Source organism: Auraticoccus monumenti, from assembly GCF_900101785.1.
In the GTDB taxonomy this organism is placed as follows: domain Bacteria; phylum Actinomycetota; class Actinomycetes; order Propionibacteriales; family Propionibacteriaceae; genus Auraticoccus; species Auraticoccus monumenti.
Map to the genome: position 1 here is coordinate 3391745 of NZ_LT629688.1, position 13572 is coordinate 3405316.

Below are 13572 nucleotides of genomic sequence, written 5' to 3' on the forward strand. Positions count from 1 at the left end.
CATCCGTGCGTGTCGCTCGGGACCGGTCGGCCCGGATGGGGAGTCTAGACGACTCACTCAGCCGGAGCGGGCTCCAGCGTGAGCGACACGGAGTTGATGCAGTAGCGGAGATCGGTCGGCGTGCCGTAGCCCTCACCGGAGAACACGTGTCCCAGGTGGGAGTCGCAGGCGGCGCAGCGCACCTCGACCCGCTGCATGCCCAGGGCGCTGTCGTCGATGTAGCGGACGCGCTCCTCGGCCAGGGGCGCGAAGAACGAGGGCCAGCCGCAGTGGCTCTCGAACTTGGTGGTCGAGCGGAACAGCTCGGTGCTGCAGGCCCGGCAGCGGTAGATGCCCTCGGTGGTGGTGTCGGTGTACTCACCGGTGAAGGGACGCTCGGTGCCGGCCTCGCGCAGGACGTGGTACTCCTCGCGGCTCAGCTGGGCGCGCCACTCGGCCTCGGACCTGACGACCTTGCCCACCTGGGCGGCGGGGTCGGCCTGGGCGGTGCTGGGCTGGGTGCTGAACTCGGGGGTCATCTGCTCTCCTTCTGGTCGGTCGGGAGGTGGAACGTCCCCGGGCCGGTGCGGCATTCCCGCCCCGGTGCCGGGGCGGGCTCACCAGGAGGCGACGATGTCAGCCAGGTCCCGGCGCCGTCCGGTGTAGAACGGCAGCTCCTCGCGGGTGTGGCGCCGGGCGGCGGCCGCCCGCAGGGCCCGCATCAGGTCCACGATGCGGTGCAGCTCCCCGGCCTCGAAGGCCAGCAGCCACTCGTAGTCGCCGAGGGCGAAGGACGACACCGTGTTGGCCAGCACGTCGGGGTACGGCGCGGCCATCCGGCCGTGCTCGGCGAGCATGGTGCGACGCTCGTCGTCGGGCAGCAGGTACCACTCGTAGGAGCGGACGAAGGGGTAGACGCAGAGGTAGTCCCCAGCCGGGTGGCCGCCCATGAAGGCCGGCACGTGGCCGCGGTTGAACTCCGCCGGGCGGTGCAGCCCGACCTGGGACCAGACCGGGGTCAGGTCCGCCCCGAGCTCGCTGCCGCGCAGCGCCAGGTAGGCGTCCTGCAGGGTGTCCGACGACGGCGCGTGCCACCAGACCATCAGGTCGGCGTCGGCGCGGAGCCCGGCCACGTCGTACCACCCGCGGATCACGAGGTCGCCGCCGCGGGTGGCCTCCTCGACCGCGGCCAGGGCGGCCGCCGCGTCACCTCCGGCGCCCGCGTCCCGGCGGAACACCGAGTACATGACGTAGCGGATGGTGCTGTTGATCTCCTCAGCCTGACTGACCGGTACCGACACGCGTGCGACCTGCTTCCTCTCGTGGACGTCCGTGACCGGGGCCCGCTGGGACCACGGCCCCGTTGCTCCCTGATTGCATCACGCGGCCGGGAGCACCTGCGCCGCAGCCCGCAGCCCCGAGGACAGGCAGGGACCCACCCCGACGCCGTGGTAGGCGGCCCCGCAGACCGCCAGCGCGCCGAGGTCCGCGACCCCGCGCTCGACGGCGGCCACCCGGTCCAGGTGACCCACCTCGTACTGCGGCAGCCCACCACCCCACCGCTGCACCAGGTGCGAGACGACGGACACGTCGGCCCAGCCCGGGAGCCGGCGCAGGTCGGTCAGGGCCAGGCCCACCAGGTCCTCGTCCCCGCGCTGCAGCAGGTGCTCCTCGCCCAGGCGTCCGAGGCTGACCCGGACCAGGTGGTGGCCCGCTCCCCAGGCGCCGGCGGTGGACTCCCCCAGCCAGGCCCACTTGCGGCCGGCGTGGGTGACGGCCTTGACCGCGGCCAGCTCCCCGGGCGGCACCAGCAGCCCCGAGCCGTCGGGCTCGACGCCGGTGACCCGCAGCGCGACCACGGCCGGGGAGGCGTGCCGGACGCCGGCCAGCGGCTGCTGCGCGGGCGTGCCGTCGAGCAGCCGGGCGGCGGCGGGGGCCGGGACGGCGAGCACCACGGCGTCGACCTCCAGCCGCTCCGGACGGGGTACCGCGCCGGTGCTGAGCCGCCAGCCGCCGGCGGTGCGCTCTAGGGCGTGCACGGTGGTGCCGAGCCGCAGCCGGTCACCGAGGGCGGCGGCCAGGGCGTCCACCACCCGGTGCACCCCCCCGACGACGCCGGTGAAGGGGGAACCGCCGCTGCTGGGCGGGAGGGCGGCGGCGGCCCCCTCGAGCAGCGAGCCGCCGGCGCGGGCCAGCTCCCACAGCCGGGGGTTCACCGCGGCGGTGGAGAGCTCGCGGGAGTGCCCGGCGTAGACCCCGCCGAGCAGTGGCTCCAGCAGCCGGTCGGTGACCTCGGGACCGAACCGCTCCGAGACCAGCGCACCGATGGCCACGTCGCCGACCGTCGGCGGGGCGGGCAGCGAGGGCTCCTCGGCCGCACGCCGCCACCCCTCGGGGCTGAGCAGCGGCCGGAGCGCCTCCAGGTCGGCGGGGACGCCCATCAGCGAGCGCGGGATGCCGACGGCGCGGCCGCCGACCAGGATGGCCGGCTTGGCGGCGGTGGGCCCGGTGAGGGCGCCGCTGAGCCCCAGCTCGTCCAGCAGGGTCACCAGCTCGGGACGACCACGCAGCAGCATCGACTCCGCGCCGACGTCCAGGGTGACGCCGTCGAGCTCGGCCCCGCGGAGCTTGCCGCCGGGCCGGTCCGAGCGCTCCAGGACGGTCACCTCGGCCCCGGCCGCGACCAGGGCGCAGGCGGCGGCCAGACCCGAGACGCCCGCGCCGACGACCGCGACACGGAGCCCGGAACCGGACCCGCTCACCCGCGTGCGGGCTCGGCGGGCTCGCGCAGCGCCAGGCCCTCCTCGTGCACCAGGTCGACCACGCGGGCCAGGACGTCGGGGTCGGTGGTCGGCGGGACGCCGTGGCCGAGGTTGAAGACGTGGCCGGTGGGGACGCGTCCGCCGGCGCGCAGGACGTCGCGGACCCGCTCGGCCAGCACCGGCCAGGGGGCGGTCAGCAGGGCCGGGTCGAGGTTGCCCTGGACCGCCACGCCCCCACCCACACGTCGCCAGGCGTCGTCGAGGTCGAGGCGCCAGTCGACGCCGATGACGTCCGCACCGGCCTCGACCATCGAGGGCAGCAGCTCCGAGGTGCCGACCCCGAAGTGGATCCGCGGGACGCCGCGCTCGCCGACCGCGGTGAGCACCGAGGCCGAGTGCGGCATCACCGAGGACCGGTAGTCGCGCACCGGCAGCGACCCGGCCCAGGAGTCGAAGACCTGCACCGCCCGGGCCCCGGCCTGCACCTGGGTGCGGAGGAAGGCCGCCGAGATCCGGGCCAGGCGGGCCATCAGCTCGTGCCACAGGTCGGGGGCGCCGACCATCATGGCCTTGGTCCGGGCGTAGTCCTTGCTCGGGCCGCCCTCCACCAGGTAGCTGGCCAGGGTGAAGGGGGCGCCGCAGAAGCCGATCAGCGGGGTGGGGCCGAGCTCGGCGACCAGGAGCTCGACGGCGGCGGTGATGTGGTCCAGCTCGCCGGGCTCGGGGTCGCGCAGCTGCTCCAGGTCCTCGGCCGAGCGGACCGGACGGGCGATCACCGGGCCGGTGCCGGGGACGATGTCGAGGTCGACCCCGATGGCGCGCAGCGGCACCATGATGTCGGAGTAGAAGATGGCGGCGTCGACGTCGTAGCGGCGCACCGGCTGCATCGTGATCTCGGTGACCAGGTCCGGCCGCGCGCAGCTGTCCAGCATCGAGATGCCCTCGCGCACCTTCTTGTACTCCGGCAGCGAGCGCCCGGCCTGCCGCATGAACCAGACCGGCACCCGGCTCGGCTCCCGCCCGGCGACCGCCGCCAGGAGGGGTGTCTCACCCCCGGTCGGGGCGGTGGACGGGCTGGGCGCGGGGCTCGGTACGGGGTCGTTCACCCCGTCAGCGTAGTGCGGTCGCCGGGACCGCACGCACGTCCGCGGCGGGTCACCGCCGGCCTCCCCGGCGAGTCGGCGGCGATCGCGGACGGCGGCGACTAGGTTGACGGGGTGGCAGCACGCAGCGAATCCACACCCGCCCCGGCCCAGTTCACCGAGGCGACGGCAGAGCTCCATGCTGCCCGGTGGCGTCCAGAGCTCGTGGTCGAGGAGATGCCCGCCCCCCAGCGCATCGCCCCCTTCTCCACCGCGGTCAGTGCCGACGTGGTGGTGCGGGAGGAGGACCTGGGCACGGGGCGGCTGGTGCTGCTGCACGACCCGGCCGGCAACCCGGCCTGGCAGGGCACCTTCCGGCTGGTCAGCTTCGCGCGGGCCCAGGTCGACCTGGAGATGGTCACCGACCCGCTGCTGGCCGAGGTGGGCTGGTCCTGGCTGATCGACTCCCTGACCGACCACGGCGCCGACTACGCCGAGCCCAGCGGCACGGTGACGGCGGTGTCGAGCCACTCCTTCGGGGCGATGGCCGGCGACCCGGCCCGTGCGGACGTGGAGATCCGGGCGTCCTGGACCCCGCTGCTGACCGAGGAGCACCGCCTGACGGCCCACTGCGCCGCGTGGGGCGACCTGCTCTGCACCATCGCCGGTCTGCCGGCGCTGCCCGAGGGTGTCGTGATGATGCCGATGCGACGCCCCGGCGGGTCCCCGCGTTGAGCGAGCGCCCAGTCGACGGACCCGACCTCGAGGACACCGACGCCGCTGACGACGCGGTGGAGGTGCCGCTGCTGACCTCCCCGGCCGACGGGACGCCGCCGGTGGTGGCCGACCCCGAGGCGCTGGCCGCGACCGTCGCTGCCCTGGAGCGGGGTACCGGGCCGGTGGCCATCGACGCCGAGCGGGCCCAGGGCTACCGCTACGGCTCCGACGCCTACCTGATCCAGCTCCGCCGCGAGGGCTCGGGCACCCACCTGGTCGACCCCCGCGCCTTCCTGGTCGACGGCCGGGTGGACCTCTCCGTGCTGGCCGACCCCATCCAGGAGGAGGAGTGGATCATCCACGCCGCCTCCCAGGACCTGCCCTGCCTGGCCGAGGTGCAGATGGTGCCGACCCGGTTGTTCGACACCGAGCTGGCCGGGCGGCTGCTGAACCGCCGACGGGTCGGTCTGGGCGCGCTGATCGAGGAGGAGTTCGGGGTGCGGCTGCTCAAGGAGCACTCCGCCGCGGACTGGTCGCAGCGCCCGATGCCGCAGGAGTGGCTGACCTACGCCGCCCTGGACGTCGAGCTGCTGGTGGAGCTGCGCGACCGGATGGCTTCGGCCCTGGTCGAGAGCGGCAAGGAGGCCTGGGCCGAGGAGGAGTTCGCGGTCCTGGCCGCCGAGGCCGGTGCGGTGCGTCCGCCGCGGCAGGACCCGTGGCGGCGGACGTCGGGGATCCACTCGGTGCGGACCCCGGCCGGGCTGGCCGTGGTGCGCGAGCTGTGGACCGTCCGCGACGGCATCGCGCGCAGCACCGACAAGGCGCCGGGCCGGGTGCTGATCGACGTGGCCATCACCGAGCTGGCCGCCCGCCCGGACCCGGGCGAGGACGACCTGCGGCGCATCGCCGGCTTCAAGCGCCGCGCCGCCCAGCGCTACCGCGAGGAGTGGAGCGCGGCGCTGGCCCGGGCCACCTCGCTGAGCCGGTCGGAGCTGCCGGCGATGCACCTGCCCAGCGACTCCCCGCCACCGCCGCGCACCTGGGCCGGTCGCGACCCCGCCGCGGCCGCCCGGTGGGACCGGGTCCGCCCCGCCGTGCTCGAGCTGTCCGAGGCCAACGACGTCCCGGTGGAGAACCTGCTCACCCCCGAGCTGCTGCGCCGGCTGGCCTGGCAGCCCCCGCAGCCGCTGGACGAGACGACGGTGGACGAGGTCCTGGCTGGTCTCGGCGCCCGACGCTGGCAGCGCGCCCTGGTCGTCCCCGTCCTGACCCCCCTGCTGGACGACGCCCTCACCGATCCCGAGGTCCTGGAGCAGGCCGCCGAGCTGGCCCGCCGGCCGCGTCGCCGCCACCGTCCCGCCTCCTCCTGACCGCCACCGGGGAGGGGACCGCACCTCTCCCCCGGACCGACCCGACCGGGACTGCCGTTCGCCACCCGCCAGCGGGCGCACGCATCGGCGACCGGTCGGCGGCACCGCGCGACGACCGCCCTGCGCCTGGGCTCCCTGCCGGGGAGCTGCCCCCGGGCGTCCCGCTCCCGGCGCCTCGCCGCACGCGCAGAACCGGTCGCTCAGCAGACGCTGCTCCCCCATGCGGCAGTGCTGTCCGCTCAGGGACCGGTTCTGCTCGACCTGGCAGCAGCAGCGCCCGCCAGCCCCGGGCGAACCCCACGTCTCAGCCGGCAGGTGCTCCCAGGCTGCCGCGCCAGGCCGCAGGTCATCCGGCGGGCAGAACCGGTCGCTCAGCAGACGCTGCTCCCCGATAGGGCAGTGCTGTCTGCTGAGGGACCGGTTGTGCTGGCTGCCGGAAGCGGTCGACCACCGTCGCGGGGCACCCGCTACGTCCACCCACGAAGCGCACGGGCGACCGCGGTGGTCAGCGCCGGCACCACGGGCGTCGCGCCCCTCTTGCGACCCCTATGTTACTCGTGAGTAATATGTGCTCATGCCTCGTGAATCCCGAGACGTCGTCTTCGTCGACGGCGTCCGCACCCCGTTCGGCAAGGCCAAGTCCCTCTACGCCGAGACCCGTGCCGACGACCTGGTGGTGAACTGCGTCCGCGAGCTGATGCGGCGCCACCCCGAGGTCCCGGCCGAGCGCGTCGACGAGGTGGCCATCGCGGCCACCACCCAGACCGGCGACCAAGGCCTGACCATCGGCCGGACCACCGCCCTGCTCTCCGGACTGCCGAAGTCGGTGCCCGGCTTCGCGATCGACCGGATGTGCGCCGGAGCGATGACCGCCGTCACCACCACCGCGTCCGGGATCGCCTTCGGCGCCTACGACATCGCCGTGGCCGGTGGGGTCGAGTCGATGAGCCACCACCCGATGGGCTCCGGGGTCGACCCGAACCCGCGCTTCCTGGCCGAGAAGATCGTCGACCCGGCCGCGCTGGTGATGGGCTCCACCGCCGAGAACCTGCACGACCGCTTCCCCTCCATCACACGCGACCGCACCGACGCCTTCGCCGCGCTCAGCCAGCAGCGGGTCGAGCAGGCCTACGCCGACGGCATCATCCAGGAGGCCCTGGTCCCGGTGGCCACCCGCTCGGCCGAGCACGGCTACGGCCTGGCCACCGCCGACGAGCCGCCGCGCCCGGGTACCACCGTGGAGGCCCTGTCCGGGCTCAAGACCCCGTTCCGCCCGCACGGGCGGGTGACGGCGGGGAACGCCGCCGGTCTCAACGACGGCGCCACCGCCTGCCTGCTGGCCGACGCCGGCACCGCCACCGAGCTGGGGCTCCCCACCGCGATGACGATGGTGTCCTTCGCCTTCGCCGGGGTCGACCCCGAGGTGATGGGCGTGGGTCCGATCCCCTCGACCGAGAAGGCCCTGGCCAAGGCCGGGCTGAGCATCGACGACATCGGGGCGTTCGAGATCAACGAGGCCTTCGCCGTGCAGGTGCTGGCCTTCCTGGACCACTTCGGCATCGACGACGACGACCCGCGGGTCAACCCCTACGGCGGCGCGATCGCCCTGGGTCACCCGCTGGCCAGCTCCGGGGTCCGGCTGATGATCCACCTGGCCCGGTCCTTCCGTGACCGCCCCGAGGTCCGCTACGGCATCACCACCATGTGCATCGGTCTCGGCATGGGCGGCACCGTCGTCTGGGAGAACCCGCACTTCACCGGCGAAGGAGCCCACCAGTGACCACCTACCTCCCCGACGCCGACCTCGAGCGGCTGATCGCCGAGGCCAGCGCGCTCACCGCCGACGACGAGGTCGTCACCTCCGCGCTCAGCCGCGACGTCGCCCTGCCGCACGGGGCGGGCACGGCCGTGCTGATCACCCTGGACAACGGCCTGGACCACACCCGGCCCAACACCCTGGGCCCGCAGAGCATGGGACGGCTGAACGCAGCCGTCGACGCCGCGCTGGCCCGGGCGGACGTGGCCGCGGTCGCGATCACCGGCAAGCCGTTCATCCTGGCCGCGGGGGCCGACCTGAGCGGGGTGGCCAAGCTCACCAGCCCCGAGCAGGCCACCGCCATCGCCCGGATCGGGCACGGCGTCTACGCCAAGCTGGCCGACGCGACCATCCCGACCTTCTGCTTCGTCAACGGGCTCGCGCTGGGTGGCGGTCTCGAGATCGCCCTGGGCTGCCACTACCGCACCGTGTCGGCCAGCGCACCAGCCGTGGCCCTGCCCGAGGTGTTCCTCGGGCTGGTCCCCGGCTGGGGCGGGGCGTACCTGCTGCCCAACCTGATCGGCCCCGACAACGCCATCAAGGTGATCATCGAGAACTCGATGAACCAGAACAGGATGCTGCAGGGCCACCAGCTGCAGGGTCTCGGCATCGCCGACGCCACCTTCGAGGCCGCCGACTTCCTGGAGCGCTCGCTGGACTGGGCCGCCCGGGTGGTCACCGGTGAGGTCGTGGTGGAGCGTCCCGAGCCCGACCGCGGAGCGGGCTGGGACGCCGCCGTGGCCAGGGGTCGCGCCGTCGCCGACGCCAAGGTGCACGGCACCGCCCCGGCCCCCTACATGGCCCTCGACCTGGTCGACGCCGCCCGCTCGCGCACCCGCGACGAGGCCTTCGCCGCCGAGGACGAGGCGCTGACCGAGCTGATCATGTCCGACGAGCTGCGGGCCAGCCTGTACGCCTTCGAGCTGGTGCAGAAGCGGGCCAAGCGCCCGGCCGGAGCGCCGGACAAGGGACTGGCCCGCCCGGTCACCTCGGTCGGCGTGGTCGGGGCCGGGCTGATGGCCTCCCAGCTCGCGCTGCTGTTCGTCCGTCGTCTCGAGGTCCCGGTCACCATGTCCGACCTGGACGCCGAGCGCGCGGCCAAGGGCGTGGGCTACGTGCACGCCGAGCTGGATAAGCTGCACGCCAAGGGGCGGCTGTCGGCGGACAGGCTGAACCGGTACAAGGCGCTGGTGTCGGGGACCACCGACCAGGCCGACTTCGCCGACTGCTCGTTCGTGATCGAGGCCGTCTTCGAGGAGATCGGGGTCAAGAAGCAGGTCTTCGCCGAGCTGGAGAAGCACGTCTCCCCCGAGACGGTGCTGGCCACCAACACCTCCTCGCTGTCGGTCGGCGAGATGGCGGCGGACCTGCAGCACCCGGAGCGGGTCGTCGGGTTCCACTTCTTCAACCCCGTCGCGGTGCTGCCGCTGCTGGAGGTCGTCCGCGGCGAGCGGACCGACGACGCCTCCCTGGCCACCGCCTTCTCGGTGTCCAAGGAGCTGAAGAAGAACGCCGTGCTGGTGCGCGACACCCGGGGCTTCGTGGTGAACCGTGTGCTGCTGCGGATGATGGGCGAGATCACCCGGGCGATGGAGGAGGGCACCCCGCCTCAGGTGGCCGACGCCGCCGTGGCGCCGCTCGGTCTGCCCATGTCGCCGTTCGTGCTGCTCCAGCTGGTCGGGCCGGGTGTGGCGCTGCACGTCGCGGAGGTGCTCAACGCCGAGTTCGGCGAGCGCTTCCACGTCTCCCAGAGCATGCGGAACCTGGTCGAGGCCGGGAAGCCCGGGGTCTACGACTGGGGCTCCGACGGCCAGCCGTACGTCTCGGAGGAGACCGCGGCGCTGCTGGTGGGCGGGGACTCCGCCAGCACCGCCGAGGAGGTCCGCCAGCGCGTGGAGGAGGCCCTGGCCGAGGAGATCGGGCTGATGCTCGCCGAGGGTGTGGTCGCCGCCCCGATGGACATCGACCTCTGCCTGCTGCTCGGGGCCGGCTGGCCCTTCCACGACGGCGGCATCACCCCCTACCTGGACCGCACCGGGGTCTCCGAGCGGGTCAACGGACGTCGCTTCCTGCCCCCGGGCGTGGCCTCGGTCCCCCGCGCCTGACGGCACGCAGGACCCGCGGCACCGAGCAGGGCACGCACGCCCCGCTCGGTGCCGGCGCCCGTCCTGGCCGGGGAGAGCGGCGGGTCAGCGGAGCAGTCCGCGGCGGCGGAGGACCAGGAACCAGCCGGCGCCGAGCAGAGCCACCACGCCGGTCAGCTGGACGGCGGCGGCCAGTGCGCCCAGCAGCGCCCCCACGCTGATCATCACCGGTCCGGCGACCTGGCCCAGCTGCACCGCGCCGGTCCACCAGCCGAGGAACCGGGCCCGCCCACCCTCCGGCGACAGGTCGGCTCCGAGGGTCTTGACGATCCCCGCCCCCAGCCCGTTGCCGATGCCGATCAGCACCGCCCCGCCCAGGTAGCCCGCCAGTCCCCCGAGCGGCACCAGCAGGAAGCCGACGGCGACCAGCACCAGGCAGGGCACCACCACCGCGACCCGCCCGTGGCGGTCCATCAGCACCCCGGCGGGGAGGAACAGCAGCAGCTCCACCGCCGACACCCCGGCGAAGACCAGCGAGATCAGCGCGGGGTCCAGCTGCAGCTCGGTGCCCCAGAGCGGCAGCACCACGTCCCGGTTGCCCCGGGCCAGCGCCAGGGTCAGCACGCCGACCAGCACCAGGGCGACCAGGCGGACGTCCACGCGCGCCACCGGCCCTCCCGTGAGCGTCACCAGTGCGGACCGGCCGGCGGCACCCGCGGGCACCCGCAGCACCACCACCGCGGCCAGCAGCACCGCCACCAGCTGGACCCAGAAGCCCCCGGCCACCGAGGTCAGCGCGATCACGCCCGAGCCGAGCACCGGCCCCACCAGCCGTCCGGCCCGCTGCACCCCGCCGAAGGTGCTCATCGCCCGGGCCCGGACGTCGGCCGGCACCGCCTCGGCCACCATGGTCTGTCGCGCCAGCCCGAAGAACACGTCGGCCAGCGCGAGCCCCAGCACGCCTGCCACGAAGAGGCCCCGGCCACCGGGACCAGCAGACCCGGCGGCGAGGGCGGCCAGGCAGGCGGTCAGGGACAGCACCGACAGCGCGGCGGCCGCCAGCATGCTGCGCCGCTCCCCCAGCCGGGCGATCAGCAGCCCGGCCGGCCCGGACCCCACCACCGCGGCCAGGGCGAGGGAGGAGACCAGCGCCGCCGCTGCGGCCTGGCCGAAGCCGAGGGAGAGGGCCGCCACGAGGACCACCGGGGTGCTGGCCCCGGTGCCCACGCTGAACAGGAACGTCGGCACGAAGGCCGGCCAGACCAGCTGGCGCAGCACCTGCCTGCTCCGGCCCGGCGTCGTCACCGGACCAACGTATCTTGACCTCAAGACATCCTCGGCGCAGCCGCCGTCACGCTCCGCTGACGACGTAGGCTCCCGGAGTGCGACGACGAGCGGTGGACTGGACCCACACCCTGGACGCCGGCGCCCGCCTGCCACCGGAGGACCCCGAGCGCGCACTGGCCGAGCTGGCCGAGACGGTCGCCGCCCACCCGACCTGGACGGTGCTCAGCGGGGCCGGGCTGAGCACGGAGTCCGGGATCCCGGACTACCGCGGACCCTCGGGGGTGCGGCGCAGCTCGGACCCGATGGCCTTCGACGACTTCTGCACCTCCGCCGACGCGCGCCGGCGCTACTGGGCCCGCAGCCACCTGGGCTGGCGCCGGATCGGCAGCGCCCACCCCAACGCCGGTCACCGGGCGGTGGCCGAGCTGCAGCGCCGTGGGCGCGTCGGCGGTGTGGTCACCCAGAACGTCGACGGGCTGCACCAGGCCGCAGGGAGCACCGGCGTGATCGACCTGCACGGGACCCTGGACGTGGTGGTCTGCCTGGACTGCGGCAGCCGCAGCGACCGCGTGGAGCTGGAGCGCCGGCTCACCGAGGCCAACCCCGGGTTCGACCAGCTCGGCGAGGACGTCCGCCGGGTCAACCCCGACGGCGACGTCGAGCTCGACGAGGAGCAGGAGCAGCGGTTCCGGACCGTGCCCTGCCTGGTCTGCGGCTCGGACCGGCTCAAGCCCGACGTGGTCTTCTTCGGCGAGAGCGTGCCCAAGGACCGGGTGGAGCGGGCCTACGCCGAGCTGGACCGCGACCGGGGGCTGCTGGTGCTGGGCTCGTCGCTGTCGGTGATGTCGGGCTACCGCTTCGTCCGCCACGCCGCCCGTCAGGGCTACCCGGTGGTGATCGTCAACCAGGGGGCCACCCGGGGTGACCGCGAAGCCGACCTGCTGGTGTGGCTGCCGCTCGGTCGCGCCCTGCCGGGGGTGGTGGAGAGGCTGTCCGAAAAAACTGAGTGATCGTTCACTCTTCCCCTTGGGCGGTCCTGAGCGGCAGACTGGCGGCGTCACCCCTCCCACCCCCAGGACCCACCCCCAGGAGCCCCGATGTCGCGGATCCGCGCTGCCCTCACCCTGCCCCTCGCCCTCTGCCTCCTGCTCGGCGCCGGGGCAGCCTCGCGTGCCGAGGCCGACCCGGGCCCCGGCACCCGACCGCCTGACCTCCTGGTCGCCAGCGACTTCCCCGACCCTGACGTGATCGAGGTGGACGGCACCTACCACGCGTACTCCACCTCCAGCGGCGGCAAGGGTGTGGTGCCCCACGCCACGGCACCGAGCCCCGAGGGGCCCTGGACCGTTCAGCAGGACGTCTTCACCACCGAGCCCTGGCCGGCCTGGATCCGCACCACCCACGGGTTCTGGGCCCCCGACGTCTCCCAGCGCCGCGACGGCACCTTCCTGCTCTACTTCACCGCCCGCAACGACCTCAACGGCCGGATGTGCCTGGGAGCCGCCACGGCCAGCAGCCCCGACGGCCCCTTCGTACCCCGTGACGAGCCGCTGGTCTGCCGTCCTGAGGAGGGCGGGAACATCGACGCCAGCTCCTTCGTCGACGACAACGGGGCGACCTACCTCCTCTACAAGAACGACGGGAACGCCGTCAGGCAGCCGAGCGTGCTGTGGCTGCAGCGCACCGACGCCGCCGGCACCCGCCTGGTGGGTCAGCGCCGCGAGCTGCTGCGCAACGACCGGGCCAGCGACGACGGGGTGATCGAGGCCCCCACCCTGGTGCGACGCGGCGACCGCTACGTGCTGCTCTTCTCCGCCGGCGTGTACAGCACCGGGAACTACCACACCGGTTACGCCACCGCCGGTCGCATCCAGGGTCCCTACGAGCGGGCCTACCGTCCGCTCCTCACCACCAGCAGCCTGGACGGGGCGGTGGACGGCCCGGGCGGCCAGGACGTCGTCGGTGACCACCTGATCTTCCACGGCCACCTGGCCGCGGGCGGCCGGGGCATGTACCGCGCCGCCCTCGGTTGGGACGGTGACCGCCCCGTCGTCAGCGGCAGCCGGGACCGCACCGAGGCCGAGCACGGCCGGCTGCAGGACGCCGTGGTGCGCCAGGCCGTGGACAGCGCGTCCGGTGACGCCGTGGTGGGCAAGATCGACCACGACACCAGCCACGTCGAGCTCGACGTGGTGGCGCCCGAAACCGGGTCCTACACCGTGTGGGTGCGCTACGCCGCCGGCGCGGGCGACGCCACGCACGTGCTCACCGTGAACGGGGCGGACCCGGTGACGGTGAGCTACCCGGCGCGGGGCTGGTCCGTCTGGAGCCAGGTCGCGGTCGAGGTGACCCTGCGCGAGGGGACCAACACGATCAGGCTGCAGCACGGGACCAGGTACGCCGAGCTCGACTTCATCGAGGTGGCCTAGCCCGTTTACAACGGTGGAAGTGACTGCCTAGAGTTCTACCCGGTCA

11 protein-coding genes are annotated in these 13572 nt (G+C 74.2%); 6 read left to right on the top strand and 5 right to left on the bottom strand.

The genetic code is table 11. The features are described 5' to 3' along the window. Positions 1-53: 53 nt before the first annotated feature. From msrB to hemE, 4 genes are all read right to left on the bottom strand, one after another. Positions 54-518 carry a peptide-methionine (R)-S-oxide reductase MsrB gene (msrB, locus tag BLT52_RS15775; RefSeq protein WP_090594885.1) on the bottom strand — a complete coding sequence of 155 codons (465 nt, stop codon included), beginning with the start codon at positions 516-518 and terminating at the stop codon, positions 54-56. Between the two features lie 78 nt (positions 519-596). Further along, positions 597-1280 (bottom strand): hydrogen peroxide-dependent heme synthase, encoded by a 684-nt coding sequence (hemQ, locus tag BLT52_RS15780; protein ID WP_331712548.1) that lies wholly within the window; start codon positions 1278-1280, stop codon positions 597-599. A gap of 78 nt (positions 1281-1358) precedes the next feature. Then, positions 1359-2741, bottom strand: coding sequence for a protoporphyrinogen oxidase (hemG, locus tag BLT52_RS15785; RefSeq protein WP_090594886.1), 1383 nt, complete (start codon positions 2739-2741; stop codon positions 1359-1361). Continuing rightward, entirely contained in the window at positions 2738-3847 is a 1110-nt protein-coding gene (hemE, locus tag BLT52_RS15790; RefSeq protein WP_231946348.1) for a uroporphyrinogen decarboxylase, read from the bottom strand. The genes hemG and hemE overlap by 4 nt, the downstream gene beginning before the upstream one ends. A gap of 111 nt (positions 3848-3958) precedes the next feature. Here hemE and BLT52_RS15795 point away from each other — a divergent pair, with 111 nt between their 5' ends. The 4 genes from BLT52_RS15795 (at position 3959) to BLT52_RS15810 (ending at position 9831) form a co-directional block, all read left to right on the top strand. Then, the gene (locus BLT52_RS15795) at positions 3959-4558 is read left to right on the top strand and encodes a DUF3000 domain-containing protein (RefSeq protein WP_090596905.1); all 600 of its coding nucleotides are present in this window, start codon (positions 3959-3961) and stop codon (positions 4556-4558) included. Next, positions 4555-5910, top strand: a complete 1356-nt coding sequence (locus BLT52_RS15800) for an HRDC domain-containing protein (protein WP_197679074.1) — start codon at positions 4555-4557, stop codon at positions 5908-5910. Before BLT52_RS15795 ends, BLT52_RS15800 begins: the two co-directional genes overlap by 4 nt. A 574-nt stretch (positions 5911-6484) precedes the next feature. Further along, a complete protein-coding gene (locus BLT52_RS15805) occupies positions 6485-7690 on the top strand; it encodes a thiolase family protein (RefSeq protein WP_090594889.1) in 1206 nt (401 codons plus the stop codon). Further along, positions 7687-9831 (top strand): 3-hydroxyacyl-CoA dehydrogenase NAD-binding domain-containing protein, encoded by a 2145-nt coding sequence (locus tag BLT52_RS15810; RefSeq protein WP_197679075.1) that lies wholly within the window; start codon positions 7687-7689, stop codon positions 9829-9831. The genes BLT52_RS15805 and BLT52_RS15810 overlap by 4 nt, the downstream gene beginning before the upstream one ends. Before the next feature lie 84 nt (positions 9832-9915). Here BLT52_RS15810 and BLT52_RS15815 read toward each other — a convergent pair whose 3' ends face one another. Further along, on the bottom strand, positions 9916-11115 hold the full coding sequence (locus BLT52_RS15815) for an MFS transporter (protein WP_172804064.1): 1200 nt from the start codon (positions 11113-11115) through the stop codon (positions 9916-9918). A gap of 77 nt (positions 11116-11192) precedes the next feature. Here BLT52_RS15815 and BLT52_RS15820 point away from each other — a divergent pair, with 77 nt between their 5' ends. Continuing rightward, complete coding sequence (locus BLT52_RS15820; RefSeq protein WP_090596910.1) at positions 11193-12107, top strand: NAD-dependent protein deacetylase; 915 nt, start codon at positions 11193-11195, stop codon at positions 12105-12107. Between the two features lie 87 nt (positions 12108-12194). After that, on the top strand, positions 12195-13526 hold the full coding sequence (locus BLT52_RS15825; RefSeq protein WP_090594892.1) for a family 43 glycosylhydrolase: 1332 nt from the start codon (positions 12195-12197) through the stop codon (positions 13524-13526). Positions 13527-13572 lie beyond the last annotated feature (46 nt).

What these genes read in the sequence shown, in the direction of transcription:
- msrB (WP_090594885.1), bottom strand. Translation starts at nt 518, where the DNA reads ATGACCCCCGAGTTCAGCACCCAGCCCAGCACCGCCCAGGCCGACCCC.
- BLT52_RS15805 (WP_090594889.1), top strand. Translation starts at nt 6,485, where the DNA reads ATGCCTCGTGAATCCCGAGACGTCGTCTTCGTCGACGGCGTCCGCACC.
- BLT52_RS15825 (WP_090594892.1), top strand. Translation starts at nt 12,195, where the DNA reads ATGTCGCGGATCCGCGCTGCCCTCACCCTGCCCCTCGCCCTCTGCCTC.